The 18,255-nt window shown below is 70.7% G+C and carries 16 protein-coding genes; 9 read left to right on the top strand and 7 right to left on the bottom strand.

Annotation, left to right across the window (positions count from 1 at the left end):
• Positions 1-22 precede the first annotated feature (22 nt).
• From ELY19_RS15320 to betT, 3 genes are read right to left on the bottom strand one after another with little or no spacing between them, the layout of a single operon-like run.
• Entirely contained in the window at positions 23-1,609 is a 1,587-nt protein-coding gene (locus ELY19_RS15320; RefSeq protein ID WP_126196988.1) for a GMC family oxidoreductase, read from the bottom strand.
• Entirely contained in the window at positions 1,610-3,124 is a 1,515-nt protein-coding gene (locus ELY19_RS15325) for an aldehyde dehydrogenase family protein (protein ID WP_126196989.1), read from the bottom strand.
• Complete coding sequence (betT, locus tag ELY19_RS15330; RefSeq protein WP_126196990.1) at positions 3,121-5,280, bottom strand: choline BCCT transporter BetT; 2,160 nt, start codon at positions 5,278-5,280, stop codon at positions 3,121-3,123. Before betT ends, ELY19_RS15325 begins: the two co-directional genes overlap by 4 nt.
• Before the next feature lie 66 nt (positions 5,281-5,346).
• Here betT and ELY19_RS15335 point away from each other — a divergent pair, with 66 nt between their 5' ends.
• From ELY19_RS15335 to ELY19_RS15345, 3 genes are read left to right on the top strand one after another with little or no spacing between them, the layout of a single operon-like run.
• Positions 5,347-5,988, top strand: coding sequence for a GNAT family N-acetyltransferase (locus ELY19_RS15335; protein WP_126196991.1), 642 nt, complete (start codon positions 5,347-5,349; stop codon positions 5,986-5,988).
• A gap of 48 nt (positions 5,989-6,036) precedes the next feature.
• Positions 6,037-7,890, top strand: coding sequence for a translation elongation factor 4 (gene lepA, locus ELY19_RS15340; RefSeq protein WP_164711614.1), 1,854 nt, complete (start codon positions 6,037-6,039; stop codon positions 7,888-7,890).
• Between the two features lie 34 nt (positions 7,891-7,924).
• On the top strand, positions 7,925-8,863 hold the full coding sequence (locus tag ELY19_RS15345) for a cation diffusion facilitator family transporter (protein ID WP_126196993.1): 939 nt from the start codon (positions 7,925-7,927) through the stop codon (positions 8,861-8,863).
• Between the two features lie 4 nt (positions 8,864-8,867).
• On the opposite strand, the gene ELY19_RS15350 is transcribed toward ELY19_RS15345, so the two are convergent.
• Together ELY19_RS15350 and ELY19_RS15355 are read right to left on the bottom strand one after the other, a co-directional pair.
• The gene (locus ELY19_RS15350) at positions 8,868-9,695 is read right to left on the bottom strand and encodes an aldo/keto reductase (RefSeq protein WP_126196994.1); all 828 of its coding nucleotides are present in this window, start codon (positions 9,693-9,695) and stop codon (positions 8,868-8,870) included.
• A gap of 62 nt (positions 9,696-9,757) precedes the next feature.
• Positions 9,758-10,948, bottom strand: coding sequence for an MFS transporter (locus ELY19_RS15355; protein ID WP_126196995.1), 1,191 nt, complete (start codon positions 10,946-10,948; stop codon positions 9,758-9,760).
• A 150-nt stretch (positions 10,949-11,098) separates the two neighbouring features.
• Between ELY19_RS15355 and ELY19_RS15360 the strand changes: the two genes are divergently transcribed.
• The 3 genes from ELY19_RS15360 (at position 11,099) to ELY19_RS15370 (ending at position 12,788) form a co-directional block, all read left to right on the top strand.
• The gene (locus ELY19_RS15360) at positions 11,099-11,560 is read left to right on the top strand and encodes a MarR family winged helix-turn-helix transcriptional regulator (RefSeq protein ID WP_126196996.1); all 462 of its coding nucleotides are present in this window, start codon (positions 11,099-11,101) and stop codon (positions 11,558-11,560) included.
• Between the two features lie 164 nt (positions 11,561-11,724).
• Positions 11,725-12,126 carry a hypothetical protein gene (locus ELY19_RS15365; RefSeq protein WP_126196997.1) on the top strand — a complete coding sequence of 134 codons (402 nt, stop codon included), beginning with the start codon at positions 11,725-11,727 and terminating at the stop codon, positions 12,124-12,126.
• Between the two features lie 266 nt (positions 12,127-12,392).
• Positions 12,393-12,788, top strand: coding sequence for a hypothetical protein (locus ELY19_RS15370; protein WP_126196998.1), 396 nt, complete (start codon positions 12,393-12,395; stop codon positions 12,786-12,788).
• Positions 12,789-12,866: 78 nt separating this feature from the next.
• Here the strand turns inward: ELY19_RS15370 and ELY19_RS15375 are convergent, their stop codons facing one another.
• On the bottom strand, positions 12,867-13,985 hold the full coding sequence (locus ELY19_RS15375) for a winged helix DNA-binding domain-containing protein (protein ID WP_126196999.1): 1,119 nt from the start codon (positions 13,983-13,985) through the stop codon (positions 12,867-12,869).
• A 95-nt stretch (positions 13,986-14,080) separates the two neighbouring features.
• Between ELY19_RS15375 and ELY19_RS15380 the strand changes: the two genes are divergently transcribed.
• Both ELY19_RS15380 and ELY19_RS15385 read left to right on the top strand, forming a co-directional pair.
• Positions 14,081-14,989 (top strand): NAD(P)H-dependent flavin oxidoreductase, encoded by a 909-nt coding sequence (locus ELY19_RS15380; protein WP_416222739.1) that lies wholly within the window; start codon positions 14,081-14,083, stop codon positions 14,987-14,989.
• A complete protein-coding gene (locus ELY19_RS15385; RefSeq protein ID WP_126197001.1) occupies positions 14,989-15,642 on the top strand; it encodes a pentapeptide repeat-containing protein in 654 nt (217 codons plus the stop codon). The genes ELY19_RS15380 and ELY19_RS15385 overlap by 1 nt, the downstream gene beginning before the upstream one ends.
• An 84-nt stretch (positions 15,643-15,726) precedes the next feature.
• Here the strand turns inward: ELY19_RS15385 and ELY19_RS15390 are convergent, their stop codons facing one another.
• Positions 15,727-16,116 (bottom strand): hypothetical protein, encoded by a 390-nt coding sequence (locus ELY19_RS15390; RefSeq protein WP_126197002.1) that lies wholly within the window; start codon positions 16,114-16,116, stop codon positions 15,727-15,729.
• 86 nt (positions 16,117-16,202) lie between these two features.
• Here ELY19_RS15390 and ELY19_RS15395 point away from each other — a divergent pair, with 86 nt between their 5' ends.
• Positions 16,203-18,239, top strand: coding sequence for a M3 family metallopeptidase (locus ELY19_RS15395; protein ID WP_126197003.1), 2,037 nt, complete (start codon positions 16,203-16,205; stop codon positions 18,237-18,239).
• Positions 18,240-18,255: the final 16 nt, after the last annotated feature.

Below are 18,255 nucleotides of genomic sequence, written 5' to 3' on the forward strand. Positions count from 1 at the left end.
CGCCGCCGGAGCGCGGCGCCGGTCAGCGGCCGGCGGCCACCAGCTCCGCGCAGCGTTCGCCGACGAGCATCACGGTGATGTTCGGGTTCACCGTGGTGTGCTCGGGGAACACGGACGCGTCCGCCACCCGGAGGCCCGCGGTGCCCTTGACCCGCAGCTCGGGGTCCAGCGGCGACATCGGGTCGTCGGCCGCGCCCATCCGCACCGTGCCCGCGGGGTGGTAGACGGTGTTGTGGGTGCGCCGGATGTAGTCGGCGAGCTCCGCATCCGTCTGTGCGCCCGGTCCCGGGTACAGCTCGCGCTCGATCCACTCCTTGAGCGGCCCCGCCTCGGCGATCTCGCGCGCCTTCCGGATGCCCGCGATCATCACCTTCATGTCGTGCCCCTCGGGGTCGGTGAAGTACCGCGGGTCCACCTTGGGCTTGTCCCGGAAGTCCCGCGACCGCAGCCGGACGGTGCCGCGCGAGCGCGCGTGCGTGACGTTCGGGGTGAGGCAGAAGGTGTTCTCCGCCGTCGGGTAGCCCTGGCGCAGCGTGTGCATGTCGAACGGGACGCTGCCGTAGTGCATCATCAGGTCGGGCCGGTCGAGGCCGTACTCGGTGGGCGTGAAGATCCCGATCTCCCACCACTGGGTGGACTCGCGGACCATCGGCCGCGTGGTCTCGAAACCGATCACGCCCTCGGGGTGGTCCTGCAGGTGCGCGCCCACGCCGGGGGAGTCGACGAGCACGTCGACGCCCGTCTCGCGCAGGTGATCGGCGGGGCCGATCCCGGACAGCATGAGCAACTTCGGCGAATCGATGGCGCCCGCGCTGACGATCACCTCCCGTCGTGCGGCCACGCGCGTCGTGCGGCCGAACGCGTTGTCGGTGATGTCCACGCCCACGGCGCGCGGCACGTCGCCGGCCGTGTCGAAGACGACCCTCTTGGCCCACGCGCCGGTCCGGATCGTGAGGTTCTCGCGGTCGAGCGCGGGGTGCAGGTAGCTCACCGACGACGACGAACGGGTCCCGTCGGCGCGGCGGTTGATCTGGAAGAAGTTGGCACCGCTGAGCACCGTCTCACCCGAGTTGAACTCGACGCGGGGGATGCCGACCTCCTCGCAGGAGTCGAGCAGCGCGACGCCGCAGGGGTCGTTCGGGGGCACCGTCATGATGTGCACCGGCCCGGAGCGCCCGTGGTGCTCGCCCGGCGCGTCGTTGGTCTCGATCTTCGGGTACAGCCGGTACACCGAGTCGGCTCCCCAGCCCGTCGCGCCGTGGTCGCGCTCCCAGGAGTCGAGGTCCTCCCGCGGTGCCCAGAAGGCGATGCAGCTGTTGTGGGAGCTGCAGCCGCCCAGGACCTTCGCGCGCGCGTGCCGCATGAACGAGTTGCCGTTCTCCTGCGGTTCGATCGGGTAGTCCCAGTCGTACCCCGACTCGAGCAGCTCCATCCACCGGTCCAGCTGGAGGATCGCCTGGTCGCCCACGTCCGACGGGCCCGCCTCCAGCAGGCAGACCGTCACCGTCGGATCCTCGGACAGGCGCGCGGCGACGGCGGCGCCGGCCGATCCGGCGCCCACCACCACGTAGTCGAAGGTGTCGTCGTCCCGTGCGTGCTCAGAGGTCACTTACGCGTCCTTCCGCTCGGCGAACCATCCGGTCACGGACGGCCGCAGGTTCTCGTACACGTGCTTGGCCTCGAGGTACTCGCCGAGGCCGGTGGGACCGAGCTCGCGCCCGATTCCCGAGGCGCCGAAACCGCCCCACTCTGCTTGGGGGAGGTACGGGCCGAAGTCGTTGATCCAGACGGTGCCGTGGCGCAGCCGGCGTGCGACCCGCTTGGCGCGACCCCCGTCGGCGGACCACACCGCGCCGGCGAGGCCGTACTCGGTGTCGTTGGCGATCGCCACGGCCTCGTCCTCCGTCTCGAAGGTCTCGACGGTGACGGTGGGCCCGAAGGCCTCGTCGTGGACGCAGGCCATCGACGGATCGCACCGGTCCAGCACGGTCGGGAGGTAGAAGAAGCCGGCGTCGAGCGAGCCCGAGCCCTGGTCGCCGGTGGCGAAGGCGCCGCCGGTGCGGACCACCGCGCCGTCCTCGCGCGCCTTCTCCACGTAGGCGTGCACCTTGTCGCGGTGCGCGGCCGAGATCAGCGGGCCGGTCTCGGTGCCCTCGGCGTAGGGCAGTCCCTGCCGGATGTCCTCGGCGCGGCGGACCAGCTCGTCGACGAAGACGTCGTGCACGGACTCCTCGACGACGAGGCGCGCGCCGGCCGAACAGACCTGCCCGGAGTGCAGGAAGGCGGCGTTGAGCGCGTTGTCGACCGCGGCGGCGAGCCCCTCGGGAGTGGCGCACGCATCGGCGAAGATCACGTTCGGGTTCTTGCCGCCGAGTTCGAGCGCGACCTTCTTGACGGTGCCTGCGGCGTTCGCGGCGATGAGCCGACCGGTCACGAGGCCGCCGGTGAAGGAGACCAGATCGACGTCGGGGTGGGTCGAGAGCGGCGCGCCCGCCTGCGCGCCCGCGCCGAGCACGAGGTTGGCGACACCGTCGGGCAGACCCACCTCCTGCAGCACCCGCATCAGCAGGATCGAGGTGTGCGGGGTGAGCTCGGACGGCTTGAGTACGAACGTGTCGCCGGCGGCGAGTGCCGGGGCGACCTTCCACGCGGCCTGCAGGAGCGGGTAGTTCCAGGGCGTGATCATGCCGCACACGCCCACGGGCTCGTACACGATCTGCGAGCTGACGTCGGCGGAGCCGGCGTCGACGATGCGCCCGCTGTCCTGCCCGGCGAGCTTGCCGAAGTAGCGGAAGCAGGCGGCGATGTCGGCCATGTCGATCTCGGACTCGTAGAGCCGCTTGCCCGTGTCGAGCGTCTCGGCGCGGGCGAACTCGTCCCGTCGCCGGTCGATCGCGTCGGCGACGCGCAGCAGCAGGTCGCCGCGCTCGGCCGCGGGGGTGTGCGGCCAGGGGCCGGTGTCGAAGGCCCGTCGCGCGGCGGCGATCGCGGCCTCGGTGTCGGCGGCGGTCGCCTCGTCGACGACGCCGACCTCGGTGCCGTCGGCCGGGCACAGGATCGTGCGCGTGCCGCCGTCGGCGCTGCGGCGCCAGGCGCCGTCGATGAACAGGGTGGGTTCGGTCATGCGGGGGTCCCTTCGGGTTCCGTGGACGCTTCGGGGTCGGGATCGGTTCGGGTATCGGCGGATTCGTCGTGTCCGTCGTGGTGGTCGGTGGCGGCGCGCCGCAGGTGCAGGTAGCCGAGGTGGCGTTCGTACTGGTCGAGGATGTCGCCGATGATCTGCTCGCGGGTGTAGCCGTTGAGCGTGTACCCCTGCGAGCCCTCCGCGAGGTAGACCTCGCACCGGAAGTACCGGTCGTCCGAGCGCTGCGCGAGGATCGCGTAGCTGGGCGCCGGAGCGGAGACCGGCCACACGCAGTACTCGAAATGCGGTTCGCCGGCCAGGTCCACCTTGAGCGTCGGCGAGGGTAGGGATTCGCTCCGGCCCGATTCGTCGATCGTCGCCGTGAGCCCCTCGGCGGCGAATTCGGCTGCCACGTCCCGCATCGCGGGCGCGACGGTGCTGGTGAGGAAACGTTGGGTGGCGGCCTTCCCGGGGTAGTGGATGGTGGCGAGAAGGCGCCGCCGCCAGCTCCCGGGATCGCCGCTGCCACGGCCCGCCGCGAGCGACTTCGGCAGCGTCGTGCGGTAGCTGTCGAGCTTGTAGGACTCGCTGTGCAGCGCCCGCAGCAGCGCGATGCCCACGAGGGCCAGCACGAAGGAGAAGGGCAGGCCCATGATGATGGTCGCCTTCTGCAGCGTGACGATCGAGCCCTCGTTCCCCGCGAACAGCATCGCGAGCGTGAGCAATCCGATGGCGAAGGACCAGAAGATGCGCGTACTCCGCGCGCAGTCCGCCATCGGGTCCGCGAGCTTCGACGTGAAGTTGCCCATCACCAGGGAACCGGAATCGGCGCTGGTGACGTAGAACAGCAGGCCGGTGATCGTGGCGATGGCCAGGAGTAGCGGTGCACCGGGGTACTTCTCGAGCAGGGAGTAGAAGCCCACCTCGGGCGTCGCCGCGGTGGCCTCCGCGAAGCTCTTGTCGCCGCGGGCGACCTCGAGGGCGCTGTTGCCGAACACCGAGATCCACACGAGGATGAAGCTGAACGGGACCACCAGCACGCCGAAGACGAACTGCCGCAGGGTGCGTCCGCGCGAGATGCGCGCCAGGAACAGCCCCACGAAGGGGGCCCAGGCCACCCACCAGGCCCAGAAGAACAGGGTCCAGGCGTCGAGCCATCCCGACGGGTCGTTGCCCGGGAACTCGGGATTGACCTGGCCCCACGCGAAGGTGTCCATGGTCCGGTCGAGGAACGTCGAGACGTAGTCGCCGGTGTTCTGCACGAGGGCGTTGAGCAGGAAGTCGGACTTCCCGGCGACCAGGATGTACACCAGCATGAGGATCGCGAGGATCACGTTGAGCTCGCTGAGCCGGCGGATGCCCTTGTCGACGCCGGACGTCGCGGAGATCGTGGCGACGATGACCGACAGCACGATGAGGCCGATCTGCGCGGCCTTGCCCTGGGGGATGCCGAAGAGCGTGTTGAGCCCGTAGTTGAGTTGCACGATCCCGATGCCGAGGGACGTCGCGATGCCGAAGATGGTGCCGAGGACGGCGGCCACGTCGACCGCATCGCCGAGCCGGCCGTGCACCCGCTTGCCGAGGATCGGGTAGAGCGCCGCGCGGATCGTCAGGGGGAGGTTGTGCCGGAACGCGAAGTAGGCCAGCGCCCCGCCCATCAGCGCGTACATCGCCCAGCCGGTGATGCCGTAGTGGAACACGGTCCACGTGACGGCCTCGCGCGCGGCGTGGTTCGTCTCGCCCTGCCCGACCGGTGGATCGATGTAGTGGCTCACGGGCTCGGCGACGGAGAAGAACATCAGGTCGATGCCGATGCCCGCGGCGAACAGCATCGAGGTCCAGGTGAAGAGGCTGTACTCGGGGCGCGACTCCTCGGGTCCGAGGCGGTACCGGCCGTACCGGCTCAGGCCGATGAACACGACCACGCCGACGATGCCCGTCGCGAGAAGGAAGTACCACCACCCGAACCAGGTGGTGATGAAGTCGACCACGCCGCTGATCACGCTCTCCGCGGTTTCGGGAGAGGCGAGCGCCCACAGGGCGAGGGCGAGGACCGAGCCCGCGGCTGCGAGGAAGACTCGGCGGTTCAAGGAGCTCGTCGGTGTCGTCGTGGTCTCTACTGGTTTCGATGTTCGTGAGGATTCAGAATCACTCATGTCGTTCGACGTTACCGTGGTGGGTATGAAACCGGACGAGGTCGGTCATTCCGCGGACACCGCGCGATGACCGTGATCCGTCCCTACCGGGACGCCGATGCGGATTCCCTGCGCGCCCTGTTCGTGCGGGCGGGGGAGGGCTCGCCGTCGGGGGAGTTGTGGCGGCACCCGGCGTCCGAACGGGCCGTCTACCTGGACCCCTACATCGAGCACTGCCCCGCATCGCTCTTCGTCGCCGAGGCCGACGGTGCCCTCGTCGGGTACCTGACGGGGTGCCCTCCGGGGGCGTCGCTGCCGTCGGAGGACGACCGTCTCGTCGCCGCGCTCCGCCGCCCGGCGGTGCTGCTGCGTCCCGCGACCGCACGGTTCCTCGGGCGCGCCGCGTTCGACCTCGCGACGGTGTGCCGCCGCGAACCGTCGGCCTCCGGGGAGCTGCACGACGACCGTTGGCCCGCCCATCTGCACATCGACGTCGCGCCGGAGGCCCGGGGTACGGGCGCGGCGTACGGGCTGATGGAGGCCTGGCTGGACGCGCTCGGCGGCGTCGGCTGCCACCTGCAGACGCTGGTGGAGAACGCCCGCGCGGTGCGGTTCTTCGAGCGCTGCGGGTTCGTCCCGTTCGGCCCCGGTCCGACGGTGCCGGGCGTGCGGTACCGCGGTGAGCGGGTCCACCAGCTCACCATGGTGCGGCCGCATCGGGCGGCATGAGAAACTGAACGGTGACGTGTGCCGGGGACCCGGCCAGCCGCCCGAGGAGTGAGACCGATTCCCAGCTTCGCCGACACCACCTTCACGGATCCCGCCCGGATCCGGAACTTCTGCATCATCGCCCACATCGACCACGGCAAGTCCACCCTGGCCGACCGGATGCTGCAGCTCACGGGTGTGGTCGAGGAGCGCGCGATGCGGGCCCAGTACCTCGACCGCATGGACATCGAGCGCGAGCGCGGCATCACCATCAAGGCGCAGAACGTGCGCCTGCCGTGGAAGGTGGGGGACGAGGAGTACGTCCTGCATCTCATCGACACCCCCGGTCACGTGGACTTCACCTACGAGGTCTCCCGCGCGCTGGAGGCGTGCGAGGGCGCGGTGTTGCTCGTGGACGCCGCGCAGGGCATCGAGGCGCAGACCCTCGCGAACCTGTACCTCGCGATGGACAAGGATCTGGAGATCATCCCGGTCCTCAACAAGATCGACCTGCCGGCGGCCGACCCGGACCGCTACGCCGAGGAGATCGCGCACATCATCGGCTGTGAGCCGGACGACGTGCTGCGGGTCTCCGGCAAGACCGGCGAGGGCGTCGGCGCGCTGCTCGATCGGGTGATCGAGAAGGTCCCGGCGCCGGTCGGAGACGCGGACGCCCCGGCCCGCGCCATGATCTTCGACTCCGTCTACGACACCTACCGCGGCGTCGTGACCTACATCCGCGTCGTGGACGGCAAGATCGTCCCGCGCGAGAAGATCAAGATGATGTCGACGGGCGCGACCCACGAGCTGCTCGAGGTCGGCATCGTCTCGCCCGAGCCCAAGGCGTCCAAGGGGCTCGGCGTCGGCGAGGTCGGGTACCTCATCACGGGCGTGAAGGACGTGCGCCAGTCGAAGGTCGGCGACACCGTGACCACGGCGCGGGGCGGTGCCGAGGAGGCGCTCACCGGCTACCAGGAGCCGCGGCCGATGGTCTACTCGGGGCTCTACCCGGTGGACGGCTCGGACTACCCCGACCTGCGCGAGGCGCTCGACAAGCTGCAGCTCAACGACGCCGCACTGACCTACGAGCCGGAGACCTCGGTGGCGCTGGGATTCGGTTTCCGCTGCGGCTTCCTCGGGCTGCTGCACATGGAGATCACCCGCGAGCGGCTGCAGCGCGAGTTCGGCCTCGACCTCATCTCCACCTCGCCGAACGTCGTGTACCGCGTGATCGGCGAGGACGGCAAGGAGCAGATCGTCACCAACCCGTCGGACTGGCCCGCGGGCAAGCTCCGCGAGACGTACGAGCCGATCACCAAGACCACCATCATCGCGCCGAGCGAGTTCGTGGGCACGATCATGGAGCTGTGCCAGTCGCGCCGCGGCGAGCTGGGCGGCATGGACTACCTGTCCGAGACCCGTGTCGAGCTGCGGTACACGCTCCCGATGGCGGAGATCATCTTCGACTTCTTCGACTCGCTGAAGTCCCGCACCCGCGGCTACGCCTCGCTCGACTACGAGGAGGCGGGCGAGCAGGAATCGGATCTGGTGAAGGTCGACATCCTGCTGCAGGGCGAGGCCGTGGACGCGTTCAGCGCGATCGTGCACCGCGACCAGGCGCAGGCGTACGGCAACAAGATGACCGTCAAGCTCAAGGAGCTCATCCCGCGCCAGCAGTTCGAGGTGCCGGTGCAGGCCGCGATCGGGTCGAAGATCATCGCCCGCGAGAACATCCGCGCCATCCGCAAGGACGTGCTCGCCAAGTGCTACGGCGGCGACATCAGCCGCAAGCGCAAGCTGCTCGAGAAGCAGAAGGAGGGCAAGAAGCGCATGAAGACCATCGGCCGGGTCGACGTGCCGCAGGAGGCCTTCGTCGCGGCGCTCTCGTCCGACGCCTCCGCGGACAAGCCGAAGGGCAAGTAGTGTTCCGGCGGTCGCCGATGGTCCGGGCCGGACGGTGACCGCACCGTCGGATTCGGCGTCCTCCGGGGCCGCGCCGCGGGGGCGGGAGGACCTCTCCCGCTTCGCGCTGCTGTCGATCGCCACCTCGCTGGTGGTGATCGGGCTCAAGATCCTGGCCTGGCGCCTCACCGGCTCCGTGGGCCTGTTGTCGGACGCCGCCGAGTCCTCGGTGAACGTGGTCGCGGCGGTGGCCGCCTACGTCGCGCTCAGGGTGGTGGCCAAGCCCGCGGATGACGACCACAACTTCGGTCACACGAAGGCCGAGTACTTCTCCGCCGTGCTCGAGGGCGTCATGATCGTCGTCGCGGCGGTCGTCATCCTGGTGTCGGCGGTCGATCGGTTGCTCAACCCGCAGGCGCTGGACAACGTCGGCCCGGGCCTCGGGATCTCGGTGCTCGCGACCGTGCTCAACGGGCTCGTCGGGCTCTACCTGGTGCGGGTGGGTCGGCGGCACCGCTCGCTCGCACTGCAGGCCGACGGTAAGCACCTGCTCACGGACGTGTGGACGACGGCGGGCGTGATCGTGGGCGTCCTGCTGGTCGCGCTCACCGGGTGGCTGCCGCTCGATCCGCTCATCGCGATCGCGGTGGCGGTGAACATCCTCGTCGTGGGCGCGCGCCTGGTGTGGCAGTCCGGTGCGGGTCTGATGGACGCCGCGCTACCGGTCGAGGAACGGGCGCGGATCGACGCGGTCCTCGACCACCGCCGGGGCGGCGGGATCGACTTCCACGACGTCCGGACCCGCGAGTCCGGGCACGAGCGGTTCCTCCAGCTGCACATGCTCGTGCCCGGCGACTGGACCGTTCAACACGCCCACGACGTCACCGAGGAGGTCGAGGCGGACCTCGCGGCCCTGTTCGACGACCTGCGGATCACGATCCACATCGAACCCATCGACGACCCTCGGGCGTACGAGGCCTGGCGCCTCGACTGAGCTCTCAGCCGTTGAACGCGGCCGGGTGCGGTCCGGTCCTGCCGTCGGCCTCCAGCGCGTCGATGGCGGCGACCTCGGACTCGTCGAGGGTGAAACCGAACAGGTCGAGGTTCGCGGCGATGCGGCTGGGCGTCACCGACTTCGGGATGACGACGGTGCCGTGCTGCAGGTGCCAGCGGAGCACCACCTGCGCCGGCGTGGCGCCATGCCGCTCCGCGGCCGCGGTGACGGCGGGGGAGTCGAGTGCGGCTCCCTGGGCGAGCGGGCTCCACGCCTCGGTGGCGATGCCGAGGCGGCGGTTCGCCTCCGTGGTCGCGCGGTTCTGGAGCGCGGGGTGCAGCTCGATCTGGTTGACGGCGGGCAGGACTCCACCGAGCGCCGCGACCCGGTCCAGGTGCTCGGGCAGGAAGTTCGAGACGCCGATCGAGCGGGTTCCCGCGCCGCGGAGGCCCTGGAACTCGCGCCAGGTGTCGAGATACGCGTCGGTCGCGGGCGCGGGCCAGTGGATGAGGTACAGGTCCACGTGGTCGAGGCCCAGGCGGTCGAGGCTCGCCTCGAGCGCGGGGCGGGCCCGGCCCGCGCCGAGGTCCGCGACCCACAGTTTCGTCGTGACGAACAGCTCGTCGCGGGGGATGCCGGCGGCGGCGAGGGCCCGGCCCACGCCCGCCTCGTTGTCGTAGATCATGGCGGTGTCGATGCTGCGGTAACCGGCTTCGAGGGCCGTCTCGACGGCGCGTTGCGCCTCGTCGTCGGGCACCTGGAAGACGCCGAAGCCGACCTGCGGCATGAGGACGCCGTCGTTCAGGGTGACGGCCGGGATGGTGGTGGTCATGGGGTTACTCCTCGAGATGGGAAGGGATGGGAGAGCGGTGTGCCGAGGGACGGAGTGCCGCGTCACGCGGCGACGGGAAGGGGGGACGGGGCCGGGGCGGCGGCGTGCTCGCCGCCCGCGACGCGAGTGGCGACGACGTAGGCGAGCAGCCCGGCGAGCGTGATCGCGGCGCCCACCCACAGCGGCGAGACGTAGCCGAGGCCCGCCGCGAGGGTGAGGCCGCCGGCCCACGCGCCGACGGCGTTACCCAGGTTGAACGCGGCGATGTTGGCGCCCGAGGCGAGCGTCGGAGCGTCCGCGGCGTGGTTCATGATGCGCATCTGCAGGCCCGGTACCGTCGCGAAGCCGAAGGCGCCCATGAGGACCAGCGCGACGACGGTGGCCACCTGGGAGGTGGCCGTGAGAGCGAACGCGCCCAGCACGACGGTCAACGAGGCGAGCAGGACGATCAGTGTGAGCGGAAGGTTCCGGTCGGCCGCCCGCCCGCCGAGCAGGTTGCCCACGAAGAGTCCCGCGCCGAACAACACGAGCAGCCATGGCACGGACGACGAAGCGAAACCACCGACCTCGGTCAGCGTGAACGCGATGTAGGTGAAGGCACCGAACATGCCGCCGTAGCCGAGCACGGTCACCAGCATCGAGAGCCACACCTGGCGGCGGCGGAAGATGCGGAACTCGGCGAACGGGTGGGCCTCCGCTGCGGCGGCCGGGGTGGTTCGGACGAGTGCGGCGATGCCGACGAGTGCGATCACGCCGATCACCGTGATGGCCCAGAAGGTCGACCGCCAGCCGGCGGCCTGGCCGAGGAAGGTGCCCAGCGGCACGCCGAGCACGTTCGAGACGGTGAGGCCCGCGAACATGATGGAGATCGCTGCGGCGCGGCGGTTCTCGGGCACGAGATCGGCGGCGACGACCGCGCCGATGCCGAAGAACGCTCCGTGGCACAACGCCGCGACGATGCGGCCGGCGAGCATGACCTCGTAGGTGCCGGCGAGCGCCGACATGAGGTTGCCGACGATGAACAGCACGAGGAGGCCGAGGAGGGCGTGCTTGCGGTTAACCCGGCCGAGCGCCGCGGTGAGGATGATGCCGCCGATGGCCACGGACAGCGCGTAGCCGGAGATCAGGTAGCCGGCGGTGGTCTCGGTGACCGCGAAGTCGGCGGAGATCTCCGGCAGCAGGCCCATGATGACGAACTCGGTCAGTCCGATTCCGAAGCCGCCGAGGGCGAGCGCGAGGAGCGCGAGTGGCATGAGAATTCCTTCACGGATACGAGGAACAGATAGGCGCGTGTGCAATCACCAGCGTCTGCAGTAGTTGCACGCACAACGAATAGATAGTTGCACACGCTGGTAATCGTCGCAAGGTGGTATGGTCGGGGTCACGACGGAAGGGTGCTCATCATGGGGATCGCCGATGACGCGGTGGAGATTCGTGCGCAGGGATGGCGCACCCTCGTCGCATTGCATGCGCTGATCGAGAACGAGCTCGAGCGTTCCTTGCAATCGAGTCACGACCTCTCGGTCGTCGAGTTCACGGTGCTGGACGCGCTGAGCCGGCAGGACGGGTGGCACATGCGGATGCGCCAGCTCGCTCGCGCGGCGGCCCTGTCGAGTAGCGCGACCACGCGGCTGGTGACTCGGCTGGAGGATCGCGGCCTGCTCGCACGGATTCTGTGCGCCGACGATCGTCGCGGGATCTACACCGAGCTGACGCCCGCCGGGTGGGAACTGCTCGCTGCTGCGCGCCCGACCCACGAGCGGGTGTTGCGTGATGTCCTCGAGGAGGCTGCGGAGCAGCCGGAGCTGCGGGTACTGGTCGACGCCGTGTCGGTGAAAGCTCCCGGGGTGGGGGCGTCCCGCTGACCGACTGTGCGAATCACGGGAAACTTCAGTAACTTCCGTCCCTCCCGTCGTCCTTTTCGTTGGCTTTCGTCACGGTTCGCGCGACAATTGTGACCGGCGTCACAGTGGCGTCGGGCCGCGTCGGCGGCCAGTCGTTCGTTCGACGGAGGATTGGGGAGTTCACCATGAACATGCGGACAACCGGAGCTCTCGGGCTCGCGATCGCGGGTGTGGCGACGATGCTCTCGGCGGGTACGGCGGCCGCGGATCCCGCGCCGCCCTATGTCGACCTGCAGGCCTTCGGCTACGTCAGTTGCGGTGGTCCGCTTCCGGACAGGCCGGAATCGAACTCGTTGATCGACCACGGATGGGTCACCAACCACGGTCCCGGCACGGCGTACGACGTTCGGGTCTGGTTCAACGGCGGCGTGTCCAGGTCCGCCGGCATGCTGGCCCCCGGGGAATCGCTGCAGATCGAGCAGGTCGTCCCGAGCTGGGGATGCCCGTTCCGGGCGATCTCGGTCAAGTCGTCGACGAGCACGTACGACATCAACAGCGGCAACAACTGGTGGGTCGCGCGCAATTGAGCGGGCCCGCTGCCCGCACCGGCCCCGGACCGCAGTGCGCTCCGGGGCCGGCCCGTATCGGCGCCCGGAAGGGTCCCGCCGCGACGTTGCGCGGAAGTGACAGTTGGATAACGGGATTCGATGCGATCGTGCCCGGATCGTGATGTGACGGACGTAACGCCGGAGCCCGGCCGACCGACAAGACGGACAGCGCCCCGTTGCGGCGCTCGCGGTCGAAAATGCGCCGCGTCCGAAGAAGTTCGATCGGGGAACAGGGGAATCGAATCATGAGGAAGATTGCATTGGCGGCCGCATCGGCCGCGATCGCCGGAGCCGCATCGCTGGTCTCCGCACCGTCCGCGAGCGCCTTCGTGCCCATCGTGGATCTTCAGGTCACGGGTGGGATCTCGTGCGGCGGGCCGCTGCCGGGACGGGCGGAGCCGAACTCGCAGACCGATCACGGCTACGTCCGCAACAACGGCAACGTGCCCGCGGTGAACGTCTGGCTCGGCTTCGGGGGCGGCGGGGGGCAGGGGCGCGCGTCGCTCGCGCCCGGTCAGGGCTTCGCGGCCACCCGGACGGTGCCCACGTGGGGCTGTCCGTTCCGGTCGACGTGGGTGCACACGGCGACCAGTAGCTTCGACATCAACTACAGCAACAACTACTTCGTCGCGCACAACTGAGAGCCGTCGTCGCGCGGCGTTCGGGGGGCGCCGCGCGACGAGGACTCCTCGACGCACGTACCCGGGTCTCGCGACGGGTCACGCGAGCACGGCCGCAGTGCCGAGGAACCGTCCGTAATCGCGGACGGGGCCCTCCAGGCGGTGCTTCGTCGCCGCGGTGATCCTCGTGAACGGCTCGATGGTCACGGTCACGGTCTTCGCCGTGGCCTTCCTGCTCCAGGTCCCTACGATTTCGCCGTCGACGACCACGATCGGCTTGAAGACGCCGTTGCGTCCCGGAACGATCCGGCTGAGGAAGGTCTCGTCGAGCTGCGGTGCGCGGGAGCCGTACCCGATGATGTACTCGTCGAAGCCCGGGAGCAGGAGGGGGCGCGCGAGTGCCTCGTCGACCTGCGAGTCGGCCACATCGGCGGTGCCGCGTGCGACGAGGAAGCGGTTGCCCGCCAGCGTGATCCGTTCGACGGTATCGCCGGCGGCGTCGATGCCCTCGTCCACCGCGCCCATCGGGAGGTACGCCCACTTGCCGATGTCCTGCCGGGTGACCGGCCCTCGTGCGGCGACGAACCGCGACACGGCTTCGCCCAGAGCGTGTTCCGGATCCCGGCGCTCGCCGATCCAATCGTCGGCCAGTGCGAAGACGTCGGCCTTCTGCCCGGGATCGGCGAAGACGATCGCCATGAGCTCGGTGAGGTCACGCAGGATGTGGCCGGTCTGCGAATTGTCGAGCGGCAAGCCCGCGTCCGCGCACGCCGCGACCAGTTCGGGGCGGGTGCGCGTGCCGCCGCCCGCCAGTTCTGCTCGGACGATCCGCTCCGCGTCCGCCATCATCGCGTCGGTGATCCCGAGCTGTGGCCGGCGCTTGGCCGCCTCCGCCCGGGAGCGGACGGTCAGCGCGGCGCTGAGCCAGTGCAGGTCCTCCGGCGCCGTGATCTGCAGCGTGCCGCGTGCGGGTCGGTTGCGGGTGATCCGGCCCGCTGCGAGGTCGGCGAGCACCGTCGCGTCGTCCGGGTGCTCGGACGCGCGGAGCGACAGCGCGAAGCGGGCGGCCGCACCGTCCTGCGCCTGGATCGCGAGCATGCCGCGCGCGACGTCCGGCGCGGTGCGCCAGTCCCGCGCCCCGGGTACGAGGCCCTGGGCGCGGAGTCGGAGCGCACGGATGCGGCGGATCTCGGGGTCGGCGGCTGCGGTGGGGCCCATGGGCGGAATCCTGCCACGGGCGTAGCCTCATCGGTGTGTGGAACACCTGGCTGACGCGCACCCTGGACATCGATCTGCCGATCCTCGGCGCCCCCATGGGTGGCCGTGCCGGGGGCGAGCTCGCGGGGGAGGTGACGGCCGCGGGCGGGCTGGGGATGATCGGCGCCGCCCGGTACGCCACGCCCGAGTGGATCGCCGAACAACTCCGCGTGATCCGGGCCGCTGCGGGCGAGGACGCGCCGATCGCCTTCGGCCTGCAGACCTGGTCGCTCGCCGACAGCCCCGAGCTGCTGGACGCGGTGCTCGCGGCCCGGCCGAAGCTCGTCTCGTTGTCGTTCGGAGATCCCGCGCCGTTCGTGCAGCGCGTCAAGGACGCGGGGGCGGTGGTGATCTCCCAGATCAACTCGGTGGAGGACCTGCGCGAGGTCGAGGCCGCGGGGGTCGACGCCGTGGTCGCGCAGGGTGGCGAGGCGGGCGGGCACACCGGCCGGATCGCGACCCTGCCGCTCCTGCAGGAGGTCCTGCGGGCGACCGAGCTCCCGGTCCTCGCGGCCGGTGGTATCGCTACCGGCCCCGGCCTGGCGGCCGTTCTCGCCGCCGGCGCGCAGGGCGCGCTGGTCGGCACGGCCCTCCTCGCGTCGCCGGAGACCGTGGGTCCCGATTACGCGATCCCCGCGCTGCTCAAGGCGGGCAGTGCCGACACGGTCTACACCGACGTCTTCGACAAGGCGCGGCACCAGCCGTGGCCCACCCGATGGTTCGGGCGCGCCCTCACCAACGACTTCACCGCGCGCTGGCACGACGGCGACGGGGTCGAGGCCTCGTCCGGTACCGAGGAAGCGGTCAGCGCGGCGTACGACGGTGCGCTGCCGGAGGTCGGGGTCGTGTACGCCGGTCAGGCCGCGGGCCTGGTCGACGAGGTGCGTCCCGCCCGTGAGGTGGTCACGTCCATCGCCGCCGGCGCGGAGGCACGGCTGCGCGCCGTCGCCGGGGTGTTGGGCTGATGGCCGGCGTCGTCGCGCCGAAGGTCGCGCCACTGCGCCTCGGGGACCTCGAGGTGGGGGACACCGACGAGCTGATGCCGGGTGGCACGGAGGACCGCCGCCGGTTCGCCGAGCCCACGGTCAAGGGACGTGATCTCAGCGGAATCACCTTCAGCGAGTGCGAGCTCGCGGGCTGGGAGGTCCGCGATGCCGTGTTCACCGAGGCGGCGTTCCTCGAGACCAGGATCAGCGCGCTGTTCGCCACGGGCTTCCGCGCCACGCGTTCGACGCTCCGCCAGGTCGAGGTCGAGGATGCCCGGATCGGCGCCGTCGAGCTCATGGACGCCACGCTGCGCTCCGTGGTCTTCACCGACGTCCGGCTCGGATTCGTGAACCTGCGCGGCGCCGCGCTCACGGACGTGGTGTTCCGGGGCTGCATGCTCGACGGCATCGACGCCGCCGACGCGACCCTGAACCGGGTGGCGTTCGAGGACTGCACCGCCGGCGAGCTGGACGTGACGCGGGCGACACTGCAGAACGTCGACCTGCGCGGCCTTCAGGTGGAACGGATCCGCGGTGTGGAGGGCATCGCCGGCGCGACGATGTCGCACCTGCAGGTGGTCGGTCTGGCCGAGGTCTTCGCCGCACACCTGGGCATCCACGTCACGGACTGATCGTCACCGGACCGGCGCGGCGAACCGCGCCCCGAGGATCCGGCCGACCGAACAGTGGCTCCGCCACCGGTCGCGGGGGTGCGCTCACTGCGACATCGCGGCGTTCGCCATGCCGCCGGTGACGACGGTGCAGAGCACGACGAGGCCGATCCCGATGAGCGGCCAGTGGAACGTGTACCGCCGCCGGCGGGCCTGCACGACGGTGATCACCGCGGTGCCGACGACGATCGCGGCGATGCCCACCCACTGCAGGAGAATCGCGGCGCCGGCCGCGTCCGAGGCGGCGCAGGGGCCGGGCGGGCACCCGTCGGCCGCCATCGCGTAGAAGCCGGCGAACATCGCCGCAGCGTACGCGGTGCCGAGCAACAGGACCCACAGCACGACGCCCGCAGCGGTGTCCGCCGCGCCGGATGTCTTCGTGCGTGGCGCGGGCTCGGCGGTGAACAGGGTGGGGAGGGCAATGGGATCGCTCATGGTGACAGCATCGCCGGGCCGCGGCCGCCCGGAATCCGTGCAACTACTCAGGCCGGGTGAGGGCTTGTCCGGGTAGGTTCGTCTGCGTGACCGTCGACGCCGTTCTCGCCCCGAGCACCCTGCCCTTCGCCCTGCCGGACTTCGCCGCGTTCGCGGAGGTGGACTACGAGGCGGCGTTCGCGGAGGGGTTCGCCCGGCACCGTCGGGACATCGCGGCGATCGCCGCGAACCCCGAGCCCGCCACCTTCGCGAACACCGTCGAGGCGATGGAACGCGCCGGTCAGGACCTGGGGCGCGTGGCCGCGGTCTTCTTCTCGCTGACCTCGACCGACCGCACGGATGCGCTGGAGGCCGCGCAGGCGGCGATCTCGCCGCGGTGGTCGGCGCACTTCGACGCGATCCTGATGGATGCCGCGTTGTTCGCCCGCATCGACGAGCTGCACTCCCGGCGTGGTGACCTCGGGCTCGATGCCGAGCAGCACCGCCTCCTCGAGCGGTACCACCTGCGCTTCATCCGTGCGGGCGCCGGGCTCGGCGCCGCAGCGCAGGAACGGCTGCGGGCGATCAACACCGAGCTCGCCGAGCTCACCACCGAGTTCTCCCGCCGCACCCTGGCCGAGACCAACGCCTCGGCAGTCCATTTCGCGACCGAGGCCGAGCTCGACGGCCTGGACGCGGACGCGGTCTCGGCCGCCCGCGCCGCGGCGCAGGAGGCCGGACGCGAGGGGTTCCTCCTCGCCCTGGGGTACCCGCTCAACCAGCCGAACGTCGCGCGGCTGACCGACCGGGAGTCCCGCCGGAAGGTCTTCGAGGCCTCGTCGGAGCGGAACACGCGCGGCGGCGACAACGACACCCGCGAGCTGATCGCGCGCGTCGCGGCGCTGCGTGCCGAGCGGGCCGCGCTCTTCGGCTACCCGCACCACGCGGCGTACCAGATCGCCGACCAGACCGCGGGCACCGCCGAGGCGGCCCTCGGAATGCTGCGGGACCTCGCCGTCCCGGCCGCGCGGAACGCCGCCGCCGAGCGCGCCGAACTGGAGGAGCTCGCGGGACATCCGATCGAGGCGTGGGACTGGCCGTACTACGCCCGCCTCGCCGAGCAGCGCGCGCAGGCGAGCGAGGGTGCCGCGGAAGGGCCGCAGCTCAGCGACTACTTCGCGCTCGACACCGTCATCGAGAAGGGCGTGTTCGAAGCCGCCTCCCGCATGTACGGGCTCACGTTCACCGAGCGCACCGACCTCGCGCTCCACCACCCGGACGCGCGGGCGTGGCAGGTCATGGGGCCCGACGGTGCGCCGCTCGGCCTGTTCATCGGTGACTACTTCGCGAGGCCGAGCAAGCGCGGCGGGGCGTGGATGACCAGCTTCGTCGACCAGGCCGCGCTGCTCGACGCGCGACCGGTGATCATCAACGTGTGCAACTTCGTTCGGCCGCCCGCGGGCCGGCCCGCGCTGCTCACGCGGGACGAGGTGACCACCGTCTTCCACGAGTTCGGGCACGCGCTGCACGGCCTGCTCTCCGACGTCACGTATCCGTACTTCTCGGGCACGAGCGTCCCGCGCGACTTCGTGGAGTTCCCTTCGCAGTTCAACGAGATGTTCGCGGCCTGGCCGTCGATCCTGGACAACTACGCCCGGCATCACGCGACGGGCGAGCCGCTGCCCGAGGGGCTTCGGCGATCCGTGCTCGAGCCCGGCACCCGCGGTGAGGGGTTCGGCACCGTCGAGTACCTGGCGGCGGCCGTGATCGACCTGGCCTGGCACACGATCGAGCCGGGCACCGTCGTCGCCGACGTGGAGGCCTTCGAGGCGGCGGCGCTCGCCGACGCGGGCCTGGATGTGGCGGGCGTGCCGCCGCGCTACCGCGGGCCGTTCTTCAATCACATCTTCTCGGGCGGGTACAGCGCGGGGTACTACAGCTACATCTGGTCGGAGGTGCTGGACGCCGACGCGTCCGCCTGGTTCGCCGCGCACGACGGGCCGACACGGGAGAACGGTGAGAAACTGCGTGCCGCCGTGCTGTCGCGCGGCGGTAGCGTCGACGCCTTGCAGGCCTACCGCGACTTCCGGGGTGCGGACCCGGACATCAGCCCGCTGCTCGAGCGCCGCGGGCTGACCGCGTAGCGAACGCTCTGGTCGG

Source organism: Tsukamurella paurometabola (assembly GCF_900631615.1).
Lineage (GTDB): Bacteria > Actinomycetota > Actinomycetes > Mycobacteriales > Mycobacteriaceae > Tsukamurella > Tsukamurella paurometabola_A.